Consider the following 20540-nt stretch of genomic DNA (forward strand, 5'->3'; position numbering starts at 1 on the left):
GATCCCCCCGGCCCCGGGTGCCCGTGGTCAGGCGGCGGCGGGCACCCGCAGCCCGGCGAGGTACTCCGCCGGGGCGGTGCGCACCGGCATCAGGTAGGCGTTGTCGCCCCACTCGGTGGCCAGGTCGATGGTCCGCTGGGCGAACTCCCGCTGGGCCTGGAGCTCCATCCGGAAGTCGCGGGGGAAGGCCACGAGGTTGCGGCGCCGCCAGTAGCCCAGCGCGGCCAGCGTGGTCACCGTCGTGGCACCCCACCACACCTCCACCTCGTCCGGCAGCACCCGCCGCCAGGAGCGCAGGTGGTCGACGTCGAAGAAGGGCTGGGTGAACACGCCCGAGGCGCCGGCCACCAGCTTGCGCTCCACCTGCCGCAGCTCGGCGCTCATGCCGGTGCGGTAGGGGTCGAGGGCGGCGTAGACCCGCACCCCGGGCAGCTCCTGACGGAAGCGGCGGATCACGTCCACGGCGTCCACCGGGTAGGTGTGCTGGCTGAAGTAGTCGGCGTCGTCGCCGCTGACCACCAGCACCTCGGTGATGCCGGCGGCGCGGAACTCGGCCGCCATCGGCAGCGGGGCGTCGGGGTCCACGTCGCAGGCGCGCACGTGGGGGATCACGCCGTAGGGGCTGCCGTCGGGGCGGCGCGTGGCCTCCCGCACCTTGCGGCAGCCCACCCACGGGCGCAGGTCGAACTTCACGAGGTCGGGGACGTTGATGGTGTCGGCCCAGGGCGCCACCTCGGACAGGCTGGCGGCCTCGGTGAGCAGCGACTCCTCGCTGCGGGGGACGAGCTCGACGGAGATGCGGGTCATGGGGTCCTCCCGGGGATGTGCGGGTGGTCGGTGGGGTGGGTGGTCGCGGGGGTGCGTCAGCGCAGCAGCGGCGCCAGGTGGGTGCGGGCCTCCTCGGTGCCCCACCCCTTGCGGCGCGCGTAGTCCGCCAGCTGCTCGTCGTCGATGCGGCCGATGGAGAAGTACTGCGCGTCCGGGTGCGCCAGGTAGAGGCCGCTCACGGCACTCACGGGTGTCACGGCGCAGTGCTCGGTGAGCCGCAGCCCCACCCCCTCGGCCCCGAGGAGGCGCCACAGGGTGCGCTTCTCGGTGTGGTCCGGCTGGGCCGGGTAGCCGGGCGCGGGGCGGATGCCGGTGTAGCGCTCGCGGATGAGGTCCGGCACGGGCAGGTCCTCGTCGGGGGCGTACCCCCACAGCCGGGTGCGCACCTCGCGGTGGGCCCACTCGGCGAAGGCCTCGGCCAGCCGGTCGGCCAACACCTGCACCATGATCGCGCCGTAGTCGTCCTGCTCGGCGCGCAGCGCGGCGGCCAGCTCCTCGGCCCCGTGCACGCCCACGGCGAAGCCGCCCAGGTGGTCGTCGGCGGGGGCCACGAAGTCCGCCAGCGAGGCGTACCCGCCGGAGCCGCGGTGCTTCTGCTGGCGCAGCCCGTGGAAGGTGGCCGGCGCTCCGTCCGTCCCGCCGACCCCGTCCGGGGCCCCGGGCACGCGGGGGTCCACCACCACGTCCTGCCCGTCGGCGCCGCGGTGCGCGGGCCACAGGCCCACCACGCCGCGGGCGGTGAGCAGCCCCTCGTCCACGATGCGCCGCAGCCACGCCTGCCCGTCGGCGAAGGTGGTGCGGGCCTGCTCGCCCACTCGCGGGTCCTGCAGGATGCGCGGGTAGCTGCCGCGCAGCTCCCAGGCGCTGAAGAAGGGCGTCCAGTCCACCACCTCGGCCAGCTCGGCGACGGTCGGCTCGAGGCGGTGCACGCCCAGGTGCGCGGGGGCGGGCGAGGGCTCGGTGACCGCCCGGGTGTCGGCGCAGGCCTCGCCCCACGGCACCAGCCGCACCTCCTTGCGCCCGTAGCGCTCCCGCAGCCCGGCGTGGGTGGCGGCGGTGCGCTCGGCCAGGTCCGCCGGGCGGTGCAGCGCCTCGTTGACCACCGGCACGGCGCGCGAGGCGTCGGTGACGTGCACGACGGTGCCGGAGTACGCCGGGTCGATCTTCACCGCGGTGTGCGCCGCGGAGGTGGTGGCCCCGCCCACGAGCAGCGGCGTGGCCAGCCCGCGTCGCTCCATCTCGGCGGCCAGGGACACCATCTCGTCGAGGCTGGGGGTGATGAGCCCGGAGACGCCGATGACGTCCGCCCCGGTCTCGGCGGCCCGGTCCAGCAGCTGCTCGGCCGGCACCATGACGCCCAGGTCCTCCACCTCGTAGCCGTTGCACGAGAGCACCACGCCCACGATGTTCTTGCCGATGTCGTGCACGTCGCCCTTGACGGTGGCCATGAGCACCCGTCCCTTGGCGTGCCCGCCGGTGTCCTGCGCGGCGGCCTCCAGGTAGGGGGTCAGGTGGGCCACGGCGCGCTTCATGACGCGCGCGGACTTCACCACCTGCGGCAGGAACATGCGCCCGCTGCCGAACAGGTCGCCCACCACGTCCATGCCGGCCATGAGCGGCCCCTCGATGACGGCCAGCGGCGAGCCCAGCTCGAGGCGCGCCTCCTCGGCGTCTTCCTCGGCGAACTCCGCGATGCCGTGCACCAGTGAGTGCCGCAGCCGCTCGGCCACCGGCTCGGCGCGCCACGCGGCTTCCTGCGCGGGGGCCTTCTCGCCGGACTCGTGGCGGTACGACCCGGCCAGCTCCAGCAGCCGCTCGGTGGCGTCATCGCGGCGGGCCAGCACCACGTCCTCCACGGCCTCGCGCAGGGGCGGGTCGATCTCCTCGTAGACCCCCAGCATCCCGGCGTTGACGATGCCCATGTCCAGCCCGGCGGCCACGGCGTGGAAGAGGAAGACAGAGTGCATCGCCTCGCGGACCACGTTGTTGCCGCGGAACGAGAAGGACACGTTGGAGATGCCGCCGCTCACCAGGGTGCCGGGCAGGTTCTGCTTGATCCACCGGGTGGCCTCGATGAAGTCCAGCGCGTACCGGTCGTGCTCGGGCATGCCGGTGGCCACGGTGAGCACGTTGGGGTCGAACACGATGTCCTGCGGCCGCCACCCGGCGCCCACCAGCAGGTCGTGGGCGCGCTGGCAGACCTCGATGCGGCGCTCGAAGGTATCGGCCTGGCCCTGCTCGTCGAAGGCCATCACCACGGCGGCCGCGCCGTGGCGGCGCACCACCTCGGCCCGCTCCAGGAAGGCCTCCTCGCCGTCCTTGAGCGAGAGCGAGTTCACGATCCCGCGGCCCTGCAGGCACTCCAGGCCCGCCTCGAGCACCTCCCACCGGCTGGAGTCCAGCATGACCGGCACGCGGGCCACGTCGGGCTCGGCGGCCAGCAGGTTGAGGAAGTGCACCATCGTGGCGGGGCCGTCGGTCATGCCCTCGTCCACGTTGACGTCCACCAGCTGGGCGCCGTTCTCCACCTGCTGCCGGGCGATGGAGACTGCGGCGTCCCAGTCGCCCTCGGCCACCGCGCGGGCGAACCTCGGCGAGCCGGTGATGTTGGTGCGCTCGCCGATGTTCACGAAGTTCGTCTCGTCGGTGAGCACGAACGGCTCCAGCCCGCTGGCGCGCAGCCGGGGCTCGGGCTCGGCGGGCACGCGCGGGGCGTGGCCGGCCACCGCCTCGGCGATGGCGCGCACGTGCTCCGGGGTGGTTCCGCAGCACCCGCCCACGATGTTGAGCACCCCCTCGGCAGCCAGGTCGCCGAGCACGGCGGCCATGTGCTCGGGCGTCTCCTCGTACTCCCCGAAGGCGTTGGGCAGGCCGGCGTTCGGGTGCGTCGAGAGAAGCGCCGGGGTGGCGGCGGAGAGCTCGCGCAGGTGGGGGCGCAGCGCCTCGGCGCCCAGGGCGCAGTTGAGGCCCAGGCTGAGCAGGTCGGCGTGCTCGGTGCTGATGGCGAAGGCGGTGGGCGTCTGGCCCGAGAGCGTGCGGCCCGAGGCGTCGGTGACGGTGCCCGAGAGCATCACCGGGATGCGGCGGCCGGTCTCGCGCTCCACGTCGCCCACGGCGTGCAGGGCGGCCTTGGCGTTGAGCGTGTCGAAGACGGTCTCCACCAGCACCAGGTCGGCGCCGCCGCGCACCAGGGCGGCCACCTGCTCGCGGTAGGCGGCGCGCAGGGTGGCGTGCGTGACGGTGCGCAGCTCGGGGCGTTCGACGTCCGGGGAGAGCGAGGCGGTGCGGTTGGTGGGCCCCACCGCACCGGCCACCCAGCGGGGACGTCCGTCGGCGGCCTGCACCGCGTCGGCCACCTGCCGGGCGGTGCGGGCGGCGGCCTCGTTGAGGGCGGCCACCAGGTGCTCGCAGCCGTACTCGGCCTGCCCGATGGCGGTGGAGCTGAAGGTGTTGGTGGTGGTGATGTCCGCGCCGGCCTCCAGGTAGGCGCGGTGCACGCCGGCCACCAGGTCGGGGCGGCCCAGGTTGAGCAGGTCGAAGTTGCCGGCCAGCGCACGGTCGTCGGGCGTGTCGTCGGCGTGGAAGTCGGCCTCGGTGAGCTCCATCCGCTGGAACATCGAGCCCCACGCGCCGTCGAGCACGAGGATGCGCTCGCGGGCGGCGGCGTGCAGCGCCGCGGCCGCGGGGGAGGGGGCGAGGGGCTCGGCGGCGGCGGTGCCGGCGGTGGGTGCGGTGACGAGGGGCGCGGCGCTCATCGACACCCACCCCCGGCCCGCTCGAGCCCTGCGGCGACGTCGGCGGCTAGGTCGGCCGGGTCCTCCAGACCCACCGAGAGGCGCAGCAGCCCCTCGCCGATCCCGGCCACCTCGCGCGCCTCGGGCGTCATCGAGGCGTGGGTCATGGTGGGCGGGTGCGCCACGAGCGACTCGGTGCCGCCGAGGGACTCCGCGAGGGTGAAGCACTGCAGCCCGTCGAGGAAGCGCGCCACCGCCTCGCGCCCGCCGGCCAGCTCCAGGCTCACCATCGCCCCGAAGCCCTGCTGCTGGCGAGCGGCCACCGCGTGACCGGGGTGGTCGGGCAGGCCCGGGTGGTGCACCGCGGCCACGGCCGGGTGGCCCACCAGGGCGTCCAGCACGGCGGCGGTCCCCTCGGCGTGGGCGCGCAGGCGGGTGGGCAGCGTGCGCAGGCCGCGGAGGGTCAGGTAGCTGTCGAAGGGCGCGCCGGTGATGCCCAGCACGTTGGACCAGTACGCCAGCTGCTCGGCCAGCTCGTCGGTGCCGGCCACCACCGCGCCGCCCACCACGTCGGAGTGGCCGTTGAGGTACTTGGTGGTGGAGTGCACCACCAGGTCGGCGCCGAGCTCCAGCGGCTGCTGCCACAGCGGGGTGCAGAAGGTGTTGTCCGCGGCCACCAGGGCCCCGGCGCGGTGTGCGGCGTCGGCCACGGCGCGCACGTCGGTGACGCGCAGCAGCGGGTTCGAGGGCGTCTCCACCCACACCAGGGCGGCGCCGGGGGCGAGGGCCTCGGCCAGGGCGGCGGCATCGGACTGGTCCACGGCCACCACCTCGAGCACGCCCCGGCGGTGCAGCTCGTCGAACAGCCGCCAGGTGCCGCCGTAGGCGTCGTGCGGGATCACCACGCGCTGGCCGGGCCGGGCGAAGCCGGTGGCCACCAGGGTGACGGCAGCCATGCCGGTGCAGGTCACCGCGGCGCCGGCGCCCCCCTCGAGGGTGGTGAGCGCCTCGGCGAGCAGGTCGCGGGTGGGATTGCCCGAGCGGGTGTAGTCGTACCGGCGCGGCCGGCCGAGGCCCTCGAAGGCGAAGTTGCTCGAGAGGTGCAGCGGGGGGATCACCGCGCCGTGCGCCGGGTCGGTGTCGATGCCGGTGCGCAGCGCGCGGGTGGTGCGGGAGAGGGAGGTGCGGGTGAGCGTGCTCATGCTGGGGCCTTCCTCAGGGGTCCGGCACCGCGGTGACCATCTCTCGGGGTGCGACGGTGTGCCGGAGGAAGACCCGCGGGGAGGAGCTCGCCCGTCGGTCCCATCTTCCGGCGAGCCGAGGCTCCCCGCAGGAGGTGGCACCGTTCCTCGTGGTCGCCCACGAGGCGGTTGCCCCGGCGTCATCGGTCCTGATCCCTCAGCCGGTCGTGATGGATGTGCGCAGCACGGTACAACACGTCCGGCGCCCGCCCACGCGCTCGGGGTGCAGGGTGGCGGGTGTCACGTCCGGCCGGGGTCAGGGCACCGGGTCCGGGTACCGGGTCCGGGTACGCGCGAGGGCGGGCCCACCGTGGTGGACCCGCCCTCGCGCGGGGGACGCCGGGCCCGCGAGGCCCGCGTCGTGCCGCGTCAGCGGTAGTTGGTGAAGGTCAGCGCGGCGTCGATGTCGTCGTTGGCCTTGAGCGCGCGCTGCACGGCCTGAAGGTCGTCGCGGCTCTTGGAGCTCACGCGCACCTCGTCGCCCTGGATGACGGCCTTGACGCTCTTGCCGAACTCGTCGCGGATCTGCTTGGAGATCTTCTTGGCGACCTCCTGGCTCAGGCCCTCCTTGAGCACCCCCTCCAGGCGGTACTCCTTGCCGGATGGCTTGGGCTCGGCGTCGTCGCCGAAGTCCACGGACTTCAGGCTCACCCCGCGCTTGACCAGCTTGGTCTGCAGCACGTCGAGCACGGCCAGGCAGCGCTCGGCGGTGTTGGCGCGCAGGGTCAGGGCGTCGCCCTTGAGCACCACCTCGGCGCCCACGTTGCGGAAGTCGTAGCGGGTGCCGATCTCCTTGGCGGCCTGGTTGACGGCGTTGTCCACCTCCTGGCGGTCGACCTTGCTCACGACGTCGAACGAGGACTCACTGGCCATGGGTGCTCCTGTCATCGAGGGGGTGGAGCCGCCCCGGGGCGGCTCGGTTTGTCCGATCAAGGGTAGGGCGGCTAGTATCCAGCCCGCAGTTTGGCAGGTTGTCCGAGCGGCCAATGGAAGCGGACTGTAAATCCGTCGGCGAAAGCCTACGCAGGTTCGAATCCTGCACCTGCCACGCACACGACCCCCGAGGAACCGTTCCTCGGGGGTCGTCCCGTACCCGGGCCCCCGCGGATCGAGGGGTGGGCCGCCGGCTCAGACGCGGCCGGGCCGGGTGCCGCGCAGGTCGTCCACGATGGGGAACAGGGCCAGCACCAGCAGCAGTGCGGCGGGGACCACCACCGCCCGGTAGCCCACGGCCACCCCGGCCAGCGCCCCGGCCACGCCTCCGAGCACGAAGGCGCCGACCAGGGTGGCGTGCAGCGCCATCCGCTGCCGGTCGGCCCGCACCGGGTCGGGGTCGCCGGGCGGGTTGCGGTAGAGCCACTTGCCCAGCTCGATGCCGAGGTCGGTGACCATCCCGGTGACGTGCGTGGTGCGGATGGTGGCCCCGGTGACCTTGGTGACCAGCGCGTTCTGCAGGCCCATCGTCCAGCAGAGCACCGCCACCGCCGCCCAGCCGTGGCCCCACGCGGTGACGCTGTCGGCGAGCAGCCCCACGAGCAGCATCGCCAGGGCCTCCACCACGAGCACCACCGCGAACCGGCTGGCCACCTGCCGGCGGCGCAACGCATTGAACAGCAGGGCGCAGCTGGCCGCACCCACCACGAAGGACGCGATGCCCAGGGCCGCGAGCAGGGCCAGGCGGTGGTCGCCGAGCACCAACTGGTCGGCCAGGGTGGCGGTGAGCCCGGTCATGTGCGAGGTGTAGACCGCCACCGCCAGGAAGCCCACCGAGTTGAGCATGCCCGCGGTGAACGCCAGACCGGCGGCGAGGTGGCGGTTGTCGGCCGCGGTGCGGCCCGGACCGGCCACCCGGCGCAGGTGGGTCACGGCGCGGACGAGGGCTGGGTGCACGGCGCGACCGTAGCAACGCCGTCCCGATCCCTCGCCCTTGTGGCCCGTATCACGTCGCGGCCCGACGACCCGGGTGGATTGGCCGCGCGAACCTCGCCGGTCGTACCGTGGTGGCATGACCGAGACCGTGAAGACCGTTGACCTTCCCTCCGAGAACAGCTCCACCGACCCCAGCTGGTACATCCAGATGGAGGACGAGCACGCGGCCCACAACTACGGCCCGCTGCCCGTCGTCCTCGCCGAGGGCAAGAACGCCCGGGTCACCGACGTCGCCGGCAAGACCTACATCGACGCCCTGGCTGGCTACTCCGCGCTGAACTTCGGCCACGGCAACGAGGAGCTCATCGCCGCTGCCAAGGAGCAGCTGGACAAGATGACGCTCACCTCCCGCGCCTTCCACTCCGACCGTCTGGGGCCGTTCACCCGCGACCTGGCCGCCCTCACCGGCAAGGACATGGTCCTGCCGATGAACACCGGCGCCGAGGCCGTGGAGACCGCCCTGAAGATCGCCCGCAAGTGGGGCGCCGACGTCAAGGGCGTCGAGAACGGCAAGCAGCACATCATCGTGATGGACGGCAACTTCCACGGCCGCACCACCACCATCATCAGCTTCTCCACCGACGAGGAGGCCCGCGCCGGCTTCGGCCCGTACGCGCCCGGCTTCTCCGTCGTGGAGTACGGCAACGCCCAGGCCGTGCGCGAGGCCATCACCCCGGACACCGTCGCCGTGCTGCTCGAGCCCATCCAGGGCGAGGGCGGCGTCGTGATCCCGCCGGAGGGCTACCTGGCCGAGGTCCGCGAGATCACCCGCGAGAACAACGTGCTCATGATCTGCGACGAGATCCAGTCCGGTCTGGGCCGCACCGGTACCACGCTGGCCTCCCAGTACGAGGGCGTCGAGGCCGACATGTACACCCTGGGCAAGGCCCTGGGCGGCGGCATCGTGCCGGTGTCCGCGGTCGTGGCCAACGAGGACGTCATGGGCGTCATCACCAAGGGCACCCACGGCTCCACCTTCGGTGGCAACCCGCTGGCCTGCGCCGTCGGCCACCAGGTGGTCAAGATGCTGGCCACCGGCGAGCACCAGAAGGCCGCCGCCGAGCGCGGCAAGCAGCTGGCCGAGGGTCTGGAGGCCCTGGTGGGCAAGGGCCTGGTGGCCGTGCGCACCCGCGGCCTGTGGGCCGGTCTGGACATCGACCCCGAGCTGATGACCGGTCGCGAGGCCTGCGAGAAGCTCATGGAGAACGGCGTGCTGGCCAAGGACACCCACGGCTCCACCATCCGCCTGGCCCCGCCGCTGACCGCGACGGCCGAGGACATCGACGCCATCGTCGAGGCCGTGCGCAAGGCCCTGGGCGCCGACGCCTGATCCGGCGCACCCCGTGACGATGGGGGCCGTTCCGCAGCAGCGGAGCGGCCCCCATCGGCGTGTCCGGGGGTCGGGAGGGAGCCCTACCATCGGGACGTGCTGTCCGCGAGCCTGCTGGTCCCCGTCCTCGTCGGCGTCCTCGTAGGGCTGCTCATGGGCTCCCTCGGTGGTGGCGGGGCCATCATCGCCGTCCCGGCGCTCATCTACCTGGTGGGCCAGTCCCCGCTCGAGGCGTCCACCACGTCGCTCGTGGTCGTCGGCCTCACGAGCGTGGTGGGCGTGCTCCAGCACGGGCGCGCCGGGCGCGTCGCCTGGGGTGAGGGAATGGTCTTCGGGCTCCTGGGAGCCGCAGGCGCGGCCGGCGGCTCCGTGGCCTCCCAACGGGTGCCTGAGGCGGTGCTCATGACCGCGTTCGGGCTGCTCCTGCTGTTCGTGGCCCGCACCATGTGGCGCAGGGCCCGCTCCGGGGCCCGCCGCGCCGACGCCGACGACCTGCAGGCGGTGCCGCCGCTGCTCACCCTCCGCCCGGTGCGCGTGGACGCCTCACGGGTGCTGCCCGTGCTGCTGGCGGCCAGCGCGGTGGGCTTCCTCACCGGCTTCTTCGGTGTGGGCGGCGGGTTCGCCGTGGTCCCTGCCCTCACGCTCGTGCTCGGCCTGCCGATGCGGCGCGCGGTGGGCACCTCGCTGCTCGTGATGATCCTCAGCGCCACCGTGGCCCTGGGGGTGCGGGCCGGCAGCGGGTTGCAGCTCGACTGGCCGCTGACCCTCACCTTCGCCGGCGTCGCGATGGCGGCGAGCCTCGTCGGCGGCCGCATCGGCCAGGCCGTGCCCGCCCACCGGCTGCAGAGCGCGTTCGCCCTGCTCCTCGTGGCCGTGGCCGTGCTGACCCTGGTGCAGACCGCGCTGGGCTGACCCCTCAGGCGGTGAGGCCGGCGTCGTCCTGCCCGTCGAGCAGGCTGCTGGCCAGCCAGGCGTCCGGGATGCCAAAGGCGTCCACCAGCACGCCCGCCACCGGCCGCAGCTGCGCGCACAGGGCGTTGACCGTGGCCGTCACCGCCTTGGACTTGGCCCCGCGCAGGTGCTCGTGCTCCAGGAACCAGGCCGCGTTCTCCTCGATGACGCTCAGCGCGTAGAGGTCGCACACCTGGTCCAGCAACGTGGCCAGGTCGGGATCCCGGACGCCCTGCACCACCTCGGCGAAGGCGTCCAGCACCACCCGGTCGATGTGCGCGCGGGCGGCCAGCAGCAGGTGGTCCTGCACGTCGTTGAACGCGGCGAACTGCTCGGCCTCGCTGCCCCGGCGCGACCGGCGCATCCGGGCCGCCGCCGTCTCCAGGGTGTGCTGCTCGCGGTACTGGAAGCACTCCACCTGCCAGGCGCGGTCCATCACCACGTCCTCGATGTCTCGCCGCCGGGCCAGCTCCACCATCCGGTTCACGAAGCCCTTGGCCGCGGTGCGCTCCACCACCACGCCGGAGAACTGCGTGGCCCCGTAGCGCAGCATCCCGGTCATGTTGAGCGAGCCGAGCGCCTTGACGTAGTTGGTGAGCAGCCCCTTGGCCACCAGCTGCAGCAGCACCGTGTTGTCGCCCTCGAAGGTGGCGAACACGTCGGCGTCGTGGCGACGCTGCGTGATGCCGGAGGTCGCCATGTAGCCCGCCCCGCCGCACGCCTCGCGGCAGGTCTGCAGCACCCGGTTGGCCTCCTCGGTCTGCAGGGCCTTGAGACCGGCGGCGTGGGACTCCAGGGCGCGCTGGGCCCGCTCGTCGCGCTCCAGCGGGCTGGTCTGCTGCACCGCGTGGAGGGTGCCCACCAGCTCGTTCTGCGCGAACTGCAGCGCGTAGCTGCGGGCGATGGCGGGAAGCAGCCGCCGCTGGTGGGCGCGGTAGTCCAGCAGGGTCACCTCCCCGTCGGGGCCGGCGAACTGCGTGCGCCGGTCGGCGTAGCGGGTGGCGATGGTCAGCGCGGAGCGGGCCGCGGCGCTGGCGCCCCCGCCCACCGAGACCCGGCCCCGGACCAGGGTGCCCAGCATCGTGAAGAAGCGGCGCCCGGGGGAGTCGATGGGGGAGGAGTAGCGTCCCGCGGCGTCCACGGCGCCGAACCGGTCCAGCAGGTTCTCCCGGGGTACGCGTACGGAGTCGAAGCGCAGGGTGCCGTTGTCCACGCCCGGCAGCCCGCCCTTGGCCCCGTTGTCGCCGATGGTCACGCCCGGCAGGGGCGCACCGGCCGCGTCGCGGATCGGCACCACGAGGGCGTGGATGCCCCGGTGCGTCGGCTCCTCGGCGTCCACCCCCTCGGGCAGGGAGGAGTCGTCCGGCGTCACCAGCTGGGCGAAGACCACGGCCATGCGCCCGTCGCGGGCGGCGTTGCCGATGTAGGTCTTGGTGGCCGAGCGGGTGGGCGAGTGCACCACGAACTCGCCGGCCGCCGCGTCGTAGGTGGCCGTGGTCTCCAGCGACTGCACGTCCGAGCCGTGGCCCACCTCCGTCATCGCGAAGCAGCCGAGCAGCTCACCGGCGGAGGCGGCGGGCAGCCACGTGGCGTGCTGGGCGTCGGACCCGAGGTTGGCGATGGCCCCGCCGAACAGCCCGAACTGCACGCCCATCTTCACCGCGAGCGAGAGGTCCAGGGCGGCCACGGTCTCGAAGGCGGCAACGGTGCCGCCGACGTCCGCCGGTCCGGCGTCGGGCCCGGGGGCACGCAGCCCCACCAGGCCCTGCCGCGTGAGCTGCAGCAGGGCGGCGGTGGTGGTGGCGCGCTGCTCCTCGAGGGTGGCCTGCGGGTCCAGCAGGACGTCGGCGGCGTCCACCCCCTCGCGCAGGCGCCGGCGCACGTCGGCCCACGGGCCGTCGAGCAGGGCGCCCAGCGCCGTGCGGAGCTCGTCCGCCGTCGTCGCGGGGCCGTCGTGCACGGGGTCGGGTGCCGGGCGGGTCATCGGGTGGTCTCCGCGGCGAGGGCGTCGAACCGGGCGCCGTAGAGCTCGGCCACCTCCTGCACCAGCTGGGAGCGCGGCGGGCGGTCGTCGCCCCGGGCCACCCAGTCCTCGGCGATGAAGCGGACGCACCCCACGAGCCCGTGGGCCAGGGTGCGGGCGGCCTCGGCGGTGCCGGCGGCGGGCTCGCTGCCGGTGCGGGCGGCGGTGCGCAACAGGTGCTCCAGCACGGGGGTGAGGCGTTCGCCCATCCGGTTGGTCATGCCGGCCACGGGGTCCTCCCCGTCGGTGTCGTTGAGCGGACGGGTCACCACGAAGCGGTAGATCTCCGGGTCGCGCTCCACGAGGGCCAGGTAGGAGTCGGTGACGGCGGCGATGACGGTGCGGGGCGTGGTCTGCGCGGTCTTCTCGCTGGCGCGGGCCAGGTCGCCCCAGATGTTGGCGTCCACGGACTCGATGACGGCGCGCCAGGCGCCGGCGCGGTCGCCCAGGTGGCGGTAGAGCACCGTGCGGGAGGTGCCGGCCTCGGCGGCGATCTCCTCCATGCCGATGCCGGGGCCGTGCTTGCGCAGGGCGCGCAGGGCTGCTTGCGTGAGCTCGGCGCGGCGGCGGGCCCGGTGCGCCTCCCAGCGGGTCGTGCGCCCGTCCACGCGGCGGCCTGCGATCTGCTGCACGGGATCCATGGCCACACTGTAGACCGGATCGACAGTATGTGGAACACTGCGTACCTGTAACTTCGGGGCCGGCTCCACCCGGTGCCACGGCCCCGGACCCCGCCAGACCGAGACGGACCCCGCGGTCCGCACCCAGGAGGGCTCCATGGCCGACCCGCGTTCCCCCCGCCCCCGCAGCGCCCTGGTGGTGGGCGCCAACCGCATCCCCTTCGCCAAGGCCGGCGGCCGCTACGCGCAGGCCTCCAACCAGGACATGCTCACCGCCACCCTGGACGGCCTCGTCGCCCGCCACGGGCTGCAGGGCGAGCGCCTGGGCGAGGTGGCGGCCGGTGCCGTGCTCAAGCACGCCCGCGACTTCAACCTCACGCGTGAGGCCGTCCTCGGCTCCGCGCTGGACGCTCGCACCCCTGCCTACGACCTGCAGCAGGCCTGTGGGACGGGGCTGGAGACCGTCGTCCAGGTGGCCAACAAGATCGCCCTCGGGCAGGTCGAGGCCGGCATCGGGGCCGGGGTCGACACGGCCTCGGACGCGCCGCTGGCCCTCGGTGACGGGCTGCGCCGCGCGCTGCTGGAGGCCTCGCGCGCCAGGTCCGCCCCGGCCCGCCTCCGGGCCCTCGCCCGCATCCGCCCCGGTGACCTCGCGCCCGAGGCCCCGCAGAACGCCGAGCCCCGCACCGGTCTGTCGATGGGGGAGCACATGGCCCGCACGGCTGCCGAGTGGAGGATCTCCCGCGAGGCCCAGGACGCGCTGGCCGCCCGCAGCCACCACCGCCTGGCGGCCGCCTGGGACGAGGGCTTCTTCGACGACCTCGTCACCCCCTTCCTCGGCCTGACCCGGGACGAGTTCCTCCGCCCCGACACCTCCGAGGAGAAGCTCGCCGGCCTCAAGGTCGTCTTCGGCAAGGACGGCTGGGCCGGCCAGCCGGGCACCCTCACCGCCGGCAACTCCACCCCGCTCACCGACGGCGCGTCGGCGGTGCTGCTCTCCTCGCCGGAGTGGGCGGCCGCGCACCACCTCACCCCGCTGGCGCGTTTCGTCGACGCCGAGGTGGCCGCGGTGGACCACGTCCACACCGGGGAGGGCCTGCTCACCGCACCGGTCTTCGCCGTGCCCCGCCTGCTGGAGCGCCACGGCCTCTCGCTGCAGGACTTCGACTTCTACGAGATCCACGAGGCATTCGCCTCCACCGTGGAGGTCACGCTGAAGGCCTGGGAGGACGAGGAGTTCTGCCGCACCCGTCTGGGGCTGCGGGGTGCGCTCGGCCCCGTCGACCGCGAGCGCCTCAACGTCAAGGGTTCCTCGCTGGCCGCCGGTCACCCGTTCGCCGCCACCGGTGGGCGCATCGTCGGAACCCTCGCCTCGCTGCTGCACCGGAAGGGCAGCGGCCGGGGCCTCATCTCCATCTGCGCTGCCGGCGGGCAGGGCGTCGTCGCGATCCTGGAGGCCGTGTGATGAACCAGCCCACCCCGAACCCCACTGACCAGGCCGCCCCGACCACTGGCGAGAAGCGCCCCGCGGCGAGCACGCGGTCGCAGGACGGCTGGCTCGGCTTCGTGAACACCCCGCTGGGCGCCCGCCTGGCCGGCTCGCTCGGCCTGCCCCGGCCGGTCCCGCTGCGCCGCTACACCCCCGGTCAGCCGATGCTGGAGGGCCCCGTCGCGCTCGCCGGTGCCGGGGCCGCCCCGGTCCTCGGCCAGGTCGAGGCGCTCCTCGTGGGCCACGGCATCGCGTCGGAGCGCCCGGAGCTGCCGCTGACCCCGGACGAGGCCGGTGACCTCGCCGCCTCCGCCCTCGTGGTGGACATGACCGCCGCCACCACGCTGGCGGATCTCGACCTGCTGCGCCGGGCCGCCCGGGCCACGCTCAGGCGGCTGGCCCCCAGCGGCCGGGTGGTCGTGCTCGGCACCACCCCGGAGGTCCTCGTGGCCGCTGGCGCCCCCACCGAGCAGGTGGCCGCCGCGCAGGCGCTCGAGGGCGTGGTGCGCTCCATCGGCAAGGAGCTGCGCCGCGGGGCCACGGCCAACCTGCTCTGGCTCGACCCCGCCGTGGGCCGGGACCGCGAGGTCGCCGCCACCGGGGCCGCCGTCGCGCCCGAGCTCGTGGAGCCGCTCACCTTCCTGCTCTCGGCCCGCTCCGCCTACGTGTCCGGCCAGCCGCTGCGCGTCCGCGAGGCCGACCGCAGCCGGGCCGAGGAGTCCCTCGGCTGGCTCCACCCCGTCGAGGCCCAGGAGTGCGCGTTCGCCGGCACCACCGTGGTGGTCACCGGGGCAGCCCGCGGCATCGGGGCCGACATCGCCCGCACCTTCGCCCGCGACGGCGCACGGGTCGTCGCCGTGGACGTGCCGCAGGCGGGCGAGTCCCTGGCCGCCGTGGCCAACGAGGTCGGGGGCGTGGCCCTGCAGCTCGACATCACCACGCCGGACGCCGGGCAGCGCATCGCCGCCGCCGTGGCCGCCACCGGCGCCGAGCAGCTGCACGCGGTGGTCCACAACGCCGGCATCACCCGCGACAAGCTGCTCGTCAACACCGATGCCGACCGGTGGCGCTCGGTGCTCGAGGTGAACCTCGCGGCCCAGCTGCGCATCAACGAGGTGCTGCTCTCCGGCGTCCCGGGCGGCCTCGGCGAGGGCAGTTCCGTCGTGGGGGTGGCCTCCACCTCCGGCATCGGCGGCAACCGCGGCCAGTCCAACTACGCGGCCTCCAAGGCCGGCGTCATCGGCGCGGTGCGTTCGCTCGCCCCGCAGCTGGCCGGGCGCGGCATCACGGTCAACGCCGTGGCACCGGGCTTCATCGAGACCGAGATGACCGGCCGCATGCCGGCCCTCACCCGCGAGGTGGGGCGCCGCATCAACGCGATGGCGCAGGGCGGGCTGCCGGTGGACGTCGCCGAGGCCATCGCCTTCCTCGCCCGTCCCGCCAACGGCGGCGTCACCGGCCAGGTGCTGCGCGTCTGCGGCCAGAGCCAGCTGGGGGCATGAGGTGGCCACGCGCATGAACCTGCCGACCCCCTCGTCGCCCCCGGCCGTCGGCGAGCAGGCGGTCCCGGACGTCGACGTCGAGCTCCTCGACGCGGTGCCCAGCCCCGTGTCGCTCTTCGGGCGCGCCGTGCGGGCCCGCGGACGCTCCACCGTCTGCGCGGACGACCTGCCCTCCCGCCGCCTCGTGGTGGCCGAGGCCGGGTGGACCCCCGGGGAGCTCGCCGCCTACTCCCGCCTCTGTGGCTTCCGCTACGGCGCGCCGGTGTCGGCCACCTGGCTCCACGTGCGCACCTTCGGCCTGCAGATGCAGCTCATGACCGCCCCGGACTTCCCGCTGAAGGTGCTCGGCCTGGTGCACCTGGCCAACCGGTGGCGTGTCCACGCCCCGGTGGCGCCCGATGCGGTGCCGGCCGTGACGCTCTGGGCAGACCGCCTCGTGCCCCACCCCAAGGGCGCCCTGGTGACGCTGGCGGCCACGGCCGAGGTGGACGGTCAACGGGTCTGGGAGGGCTGGAGCGAGTACCTGGCCCGTGGCGTGGAGGTCACCGGTGCCTCGGAGGGCGCGCCCTCCGGTGGTTCCCGCGACCCCGCTGAGGCTGCCGGTCCCGCGTCCGCCGTGGACGCCGCGGCCCTGCCGGAGCGTGCCCGGTGGCGTCTGGCGGCCGACACCGGCCGGCGCTACGCCGCGGTGGCGGGCGACGCCAACCCCATCCACCTCTCGGCCCTGACGGCCCGGGCCTTCGGGTTCAAGCGCGCCATCGCCCACGGCATGTACACCGCCGCGCGGTCGTTGGCCGCCCTGGAGCCGCACGTCCCGGACGCGTACGCCTACGACGTGGCCTTTGCCAAGCCGCTCCACCTGCCGTCCACCGTGGTCCTGGCCACGGGCCGGACGGGTGGCGGCGCCGACCCGTCGGGCCGCCGGGGTGTGCAGCAGGTCGCCGTCCGGGCCACGGACCCCTCGGTCGTGCACATGACGGGGACGCTGAGGGCCCTCTGAGGCAGGTGGCGCGGGTTCCACCGAGGCCGGGAATCCGCGCCACCGCGCCGTTTTTGCACATTCCAGAAGCTGTGTGTATTGTTCTCCGAGCGGTCACGGCCGCGACGCCCCTATAGCTCAGTCGGTAGAGCGTCTCCATGGTAAGGAGAAGGTCAGCGGTTCGATTCCGCTTGGGGGCTCTGGTGGTGGCCGGCCTTCGGGTCGGCCCACCCGCCGAGGCGGGGTAGCTCAGCTGGTTAGAGCGCACGACTCATAATCGTGAGGTCAGGGGATCGAGCCCCCTCCCCGCTACTGGCAGACGGTCCACCCAGTGGACCCGCCGCCGTGCCCCATCGGGGCGCACCACGAACAATCCGTCCGAGAGCAGGTTGCCCCATGGCCAGCAAGAGCGCTGACGTCCGCCCGAAGATCACTCTGGCGTGCACGGACTGCAAGGAGCGCAACTACATCACCAAGAAGAACCGTCGGAACAACCCCGACCGTCTTGAGCTGAAGAAGTTCTGCGCGCGCTGCCAGTCCCACACCGCGCACCGCGAGACCCGCTGAGGTCCGCACACCAGACCACGAGGAGGGCCGCCCCGCACGGGGCGGCCCTCCTCCGTGCGTGCGGGGTGTCGCATAGGCTCGCGGCATGACGTCCGCCGACACCCAGGCCGCCGCCGGCACGCTCGCCGAGCGGGTCACCGGCCGCAACTGGACCCTGCAGGAGCCCTACCAGGTGGCCCGCCCCGCCGTGCGCGAGTTCGCCCGCGCGGTCGGCGCGGAGCACCCCGTGCACCACGACGTGGCGGTTGCCGCCGAGGCCGGGTACGCCGACCTCGTGGCACCCCCCACCTTCGTCGTCAAGGTCACGCAGGCGGCCGACTTCCTCCTGCTGTCCGACCCGGACCTGGGCATCGCGCTGCAGAACGTCGTGCACGGCGAGCAGTCCTTCACCCACGAGCGCCCCGTGGTGGCCGGTGACGAGCTCACCGCCACCACCGAGGTCACCAGCGCCAAGATGATGGGCTCCACGTGCATGCTCGCGCTGCGCACCACGGTGCTGGACGAGTCCGAGGACCTCGTGGCCACCGGCACCTCCACCCTCGTCATCTCGACCGCCCCGGCGCAGGAGGCCTGATGTCCGACCAGACCCCGCAGCAGCCCACCGCCGCCCCCGACGTCGCGTCGCTCACCATCGGCGACGTCGCCTTCGAGCGCGAGGTCCGCCTCACCCGCGCCGACCTCGTCTCCTACGCCGGCGCCTCCGGCGACCACAACCCCATCCACTGGAGCGACCGCGTCGCCGCTGAGGTGGGCCTGCCCGGCGTGCTGGCCCACGGCATGCTCACGATGGGGCGCGCGGCCACCTGCGTCGGGGACTGGGCCGGCGACCCCGCCCGCGTCCTGGGCCTCTCCACCCGCTTCTCCGCGCCGGTCGTGGTGCCCGACCCGGGTGAGGCCGTGCTCACGGTGACCGGCACCGTCAAGCAGGTCGAGGGCGACACCGTCACCCTGGCGCTGGCGGTCACCCAGGAGGGCGCCCCCAAGCCGGTGCTCGGCCGGGCCACCGCCACGGTCGACCTCTCCGGGGAGGACGCGTGAGCACCCCTCCGCTCTCCGAGGCCTCCCGCACCGAGCACGACGCCCCGCTGGCCCCGCTCACCACGCTGCGCGTCGGCGGCCCCGCCCGGACCCTCGTGCGTGCCGCCACCACCGACGACCTCGTGGCCGCCGTGCGCGCCGCCGACGCCGCGGGGGAGGACCTCCTGCTGGTCTCCGGCGGCTCCAACCTCGTCATCAGCGATGCGGGGTTCCCCGGCACCGTCGTGCAGGTGGCCACGCGCGGCATCGAGGTCGAGGACGCCGGGGACGGGCGGGTGCGCGTGCGCGCCGCCGCCGGCGAGCCCTGGGACGCCTTCGTCGCCCACGCCGTGCAGAACGGCTGGAGCGGCATCGAGGCCCTGTCGGGCATCCCCGGGTGCGTGGGCTCCACCCCCATCCAGAACGTGGGCGCCTACGGGCAGGACGTCTCGCAGACGGTGGAGTCCGTGCGCGTGCTCGACCGTGAGACCGGCGAGGTGCAGGAGATGTCCGCCGCCGAGTGCGCCTTCGCCTACCGGGACTCGCTGTTCAAGCGCACCCAGAAGGGCTCCACGGGCCGCTACGTCGTGCTCGCGGTGACCTTCCTGCTGGAGGCCACCGACCGCTCCCAGCCGGTGGGCTACGCCGCCCTCGCACAGGGCCTCGGCGTGGAGATGGGGGAGCGCGTCGCCCTGGCCGACGCCCGCGAGGCCGTCCTGGCCCAGCGCCGGCAGCGCGGCATGGTCTGGGACGCCGACGACCACGACACCTGGTCGTGCGGGTCCTTCTTCACCAACCCGATCATCACCGCCGCCCAGATGGACGAGGTGCGGGCCCACGTGGTGGAGCGCTTCGGCCCCACCGCCCCGGAGCCGCCGGAGTTCCCGGCGGGCGACGGGATGGTCAAGACGAGTGCGGCCTGGCTCATCGACAAGGCCGGGTACGGCAAGGGCTATGCGATGCCGGGGCCGGCCGCGCTGTCCACCAAGCACCCGCTGGCCATCACCAACCGGGGCTCGGCGACGGCGGCCGACGTGGCCGCGCTGGCCCGCGAGGTGCGCCTCGGGGTCGAGGAGGCCTTCGGGGTGCGCCTGGTCAACGAGCCCGTCTTCGTCGGCCACCAGCTCTGAGGACGCGCCCGCGGGCCGGCCGCGCCGACGCCGAGGGGACCCCGTCCGGCGGGCGGGGTCCCTTCGCGCGTGCGGTGGCTCAGGCGCGGCGGTTGCGGGCCACGAGCGTGCCACCGGCCGCCACCAGGCCCAGCCCCGCCAGGCCGGCCCAGGGCGAGGCGTCCGGGCCGCTCGCCACACCGGTGTCCACGATCGGCCCGTCCTGGCCCACCTCGTGGGTCCGGAACGAGAAGACCTCCTCGGTGGAGGGGTCCACGGTCATGCTCAGCCACTGCGTGGCCGTGTCGCCGAAGGTCTCCACGCGCGTCAGGTTCTGCACCCCGCCGTAGTGCGCCTCCTCCTCGTGCTGGTGCTCGTCGCCGTGCAGCAGGAGCACCGGGCCGTCGAAGGCGGCGGCGCGCTCCAGCAGCAGCGCTCGCTCGGCGGCGTAACCGGGCTCGCCGGCCACCGGCTCGGCCTGCATCATGATCGCCACGGCGGCGTCGCCCCGCTCCTGCGCGGTGTCGAAGGCGGCGTCGATCCAGTCCAGGTTCGCCGCGCGGCGCTGGCGCACCTCGGCCATCCGCTCGGCCGGGTGGTCGCCCTCGGCCAGCTCGTCCCAGGGGGCCTCGCCGTTCTGGCTGCCCACCACGTGCACGGTGGCGAAGGTGGTGCCGGCGGCGTGGAAGCGCACGTTCTCCACCGACTGTGCGTGCTCGGGCTGCTCGGCCGACTGGGGAACCACCTCCATCGACCGCCCCCCGATGGTGCCGCGGGGGTTCGGGTAGAAGAGCGCGCGGGTGTGCTCCAGGCGCTCGGTGGGCAGGTACTGCCCGGCCTTCTCGCGGTGGCAGTCGGTCCACTCGTTGTCGCCCGGGGTGAGCACGAACGGCGCCTCGAAGGTGTCGTACAGCGCGCGGGAGGTGGCCAGCAGCTCGTCGGAGCAGGGGGTGGACCCGCTCTTCACGTCGCCGGCGTGGAGGACCCAGTCGAACCCGTGGGCGTTGACGTCGTCCACGAGGGCGGGGAACTGCTCGGTCTGCTCGGGGCCGTAGGGGGTGTCGCCGAGCACGGCCACGTGGGCCACGTCGTCGGGTGCCGAGGCCGTGGCCGGTGCCCCGACGGCGAGGGCGGCCAGGGCGGCGACGGAGGCGGACAGGGACAGGGACAGGGCCAGGGGGGTGCGTGTGTGCATGGCCCCACCGTGGCCCTCGCGGGTGA

17 protein-coding genes, 3 tRNA genes and 1 riboswitch are annotated in these 20540 nt (G+C 74.2%); of the genes, 12 read left to right on the forward strand and 8 right to left on the reverse strand.

Annotated elements, in window-relative coordinates; translation table 11 throughout:
• Positions 1-27: 27 nt before the first annotated feature.
• The 4 genes from CYJ76_RS03010 to CYJ76_RS03025 form a co-directional block, all read right to left on the reverse strand.
• Positions 28-807, reverse strand: coding sequence for a methylenetetrahydrofolate reductase (locus CYJ76_RS03010; protein ID WP_070706016.1), 780 nt, complete (start codon positions 805-807; stop codon positions 28-30).
• A 56-nt stretch (positions 808-863) separates the two neighbouring features.
• The gene (gene metH, locus CYJ76_RS03015; protein ID WP_101849219.1) at positions 864-4583 is read right to left on the reverse strand and encodes a methionine synthase; all 3720 of its coding nucleotides are present in this window, start codon (positions 4581-4583) and stop codon (positions 864-866) included.
• Positions 4580-5764, reverse strand: a complete 1185-nt coding sequence (gene metB / locus CYJ76_RS03020; RefSeq protein ID WP_101849220.1) for a cystathionine gamma-synthase — start codon at positions 5762-5764, stop codon at positions 4580-4582. Before metB ends, metH begins: the two co-directional genes overlap by 4 nt.
• A gap of 97 nt (positions 5765-5861) precedes the next feature.
• A riboswitch (SAM riboswitch) is annotated at positions 5862-5980 on the reverse strand.
• Positions 5981-6172: 192 nt separating this feature from the next.
• Entirely contained in the window at positions 6173-6676 is a 504-nt protein-coding gene (locus CYJ76_RS03025; protein WP_070706020.1) for a YajQ family cyclic di-GMP-binding protein, read from the reverse strand.
• Between the two features lie 92 nt (positions 6677-6768).
• On the opposite strand from CYJ76_RS03025, the gene CYJ76_RS03030 reads away from it, so the two are divergent.
• A tRNA-Tyr gene (locus CYJ76_RS03030) sits at positions 6769-6851 on the forward strand.
• Between the two features lie 80 nt (positions 6852-6931).
• On the opposite strand, the gene CYJ76_RS03035 is transcribed toward CYJ76_RS03030, so the two are convergent.
• A complete protein-coding gene (locus CYJ76_RS03035) occupies positions 6932-7693 on the reverse strand; it encodes a YoaK family protein (protein WP_238138129.1) in 762 nt (253 codons plus the stop codon).
• A 115-nt stretch (positions 7694-7808) separates the two neighbouring features.
• On the opposite strand from CYJ76_RS03035, the gene rocD reads away from it, so the two are divergent.
• Positions 7809-9062 carry an ornithine--oxo-acid transaminase gene (gene rocD, locus CYJ76_RS03040; RefSeq protein ID WP_070706022.1) on the forward strand — a complete coding sequence of 418 codons (1254 nt, stop codon included), beginning with the start codon at positions 7809-7811 and terminating at the stop codon, positions 9060-9062.
• 96 nt (positions 9063-9158) lie between these two features.
• Positions 9159-9974: a sulfite exporter TauE/SafE family protein gene (locus CYJ76_RS03045; RefSeq protein ID WP_238138130.1), complete on the forward strand. Its 816-nt coding sequence runs from the start codon at positions 9159-9161 to the stop codon at positions 9972-9974.
• A gap of 4 nt (positions 9975-9978) precedes the next feature.
• Here the strand turns inward: CYJ76_RS03045 and CYJ76_RS03050 are convergent, their stop codons facing one another.
• The gene (locus CYJ76_RS03050; RefSeq protein WP_101849222.1) at positions 9979-11997 is read right to left on the reverse strand and encodes an acyl-CoA dehydrogenase family protein; all 2019 of its coding nucleotides are present in this window, start codon (positions 11995-11997) and stop codon (positions 9979-9981) included.
• Entirely contained in the window at positions 11994-12677 is a 684-nt protein-coding gene (locus CYJ76_RS03055) for a TetR/AcrR family transcriptional regulator (RefSeq protein WP_070706032.1), read from the reverse strand. The genes CYJ76_RS03050 and CYJ76_RS03055 overlap by 4 nt, the downstream gene beginning before the upstream one ends.
• Before the next feature lie 136 nt (positions 12678-12813).
• Between CYJ76_RS03055 and CYJ76_RS03060 the strand changes: the two genes are divergently transcribed.
• The 9 genes from CYJ76_RS03060 (at position 12814) to CYJ76_RS03100 (ending at position 19340) form a co-directional block, all read left to right on the forward strand.
• Positions 12814-14121, forward strand: a complete 1308-nt coding sequence (locus tag CYJ76_RS03060; protein ID WP_101849223.1) for an acetyl-CoA C-acetyltransferase — start codon at positions 12814-12816, stop codon at positions 14119-14121.
• Positions 14121-15647, forward strand: a complete 1527-nt coding sequence (locus CYJ76_RS03065; RefSeq protein WP_101849224.1) for a 3-oxoacyl-ACP reductase — start codon at positions 14121-14123, stop codon at positions 15645-15647. Before CYJ76_RS03060 ends, CYJ76_RS03065 begins: the two co-directional genes overlap by 1 nt.
• A 13-nt stretch (positions 15648-15660) precedes the next feature.
• On the forward strand, positions 15661-16647 hold the full coding sequence (locus tag CYJ76_RS03070; protein ID WP_101849225.1) for a MaoC family dehydratase: 987 nt from the start codon (positions 15661-15663) through the stop codon (positions 16645-16647).
• 106 nt (positions 16648-16753) lie between these two features.
• A tRNA-Thr gene (locus tag CYJ76_RS03075) sits at positions 16754-16826 on the forward strand.
• 38 nt (positions 16827-16864) lie between these two features.
• A tRNA-Met gene (locus CYJ76_RS03080) sits at positions 16865-16938 on the forward strand.
• An 84-nt stretch (positions 16939-17022) separates the two neighbouring features.
• Entirely contained in the window at positions 17023-17193 is a 171-nt protein-coding gene (gene rpmG, locus CYJ76_RS03085) for a 50S ribosomal protein L33 (protein WP_015780047.1), read from the forward strand.
• 85 nt (positions 17194-17278) lie between these two features.
• Positions 17279-17767: an FAS1-like dehydratase domain-containing protein gene (locus CYJ76_RS03090; protein WP_083323585.1), complete on the forward strand. Its 489-nt coding sequence runs from the start codon at positions 17279-17281 to the stop codon at positions 17765-17767.
• A complete protein-coding gene (locus CYJ76_RS03095) occupies positions 17767-18231 on the forward strand; it encodes a MaoC/PaaZ C-terminal domain-containing protein (RefSeq protein WP_070705318.1) in 465 nt (154 codons plus the stop codon). Before CYJ76_RS03090 ends, CYJ76_RS03095 begins: the two co-directional genes overlap by 1 nt.
• A complete protein-coding gene (locus CYJ76_RS03100; protein ID WP_101849226.1) occupies positions 18228-19340 on the forward strand; it encodes a UDP-N-acetylmuramate dehydrogenase in 1113 nt (370 codons plus the stop codon). The genes CYJ76_RS03095 and CYJ76_RS03100 overlap by 4 nt, the downstream gene beginning before the upstream one ends.
• 79 nt (positions 19341-19419) lie before the next feature.
• Here CYJ76_RS03100 and CYJ76_RS03105 read toward each other — a convergent pair whose 3' ends face one another.
• Entirely contained in the window at positions 19420-20514 is a 1095-nt protein-coding gene (locus CYJ76_RS03105) for a metallophosphoesterase (RefSeq protein WP_144043024.1), read from the reverse strand.
• Positions 20515-20540: the final 26 nt, after the last annotated feature.

Origin of the sequence: Kytococcus schroeteri (assembly GCF_002847825.1) — a bacterium.
Lineage (GTDB): Bacteria > Actinomycetota > Actinomycetes > Actinomycetales > Dermatophilaceae > Kytococcus > Kytococcus schroeteri.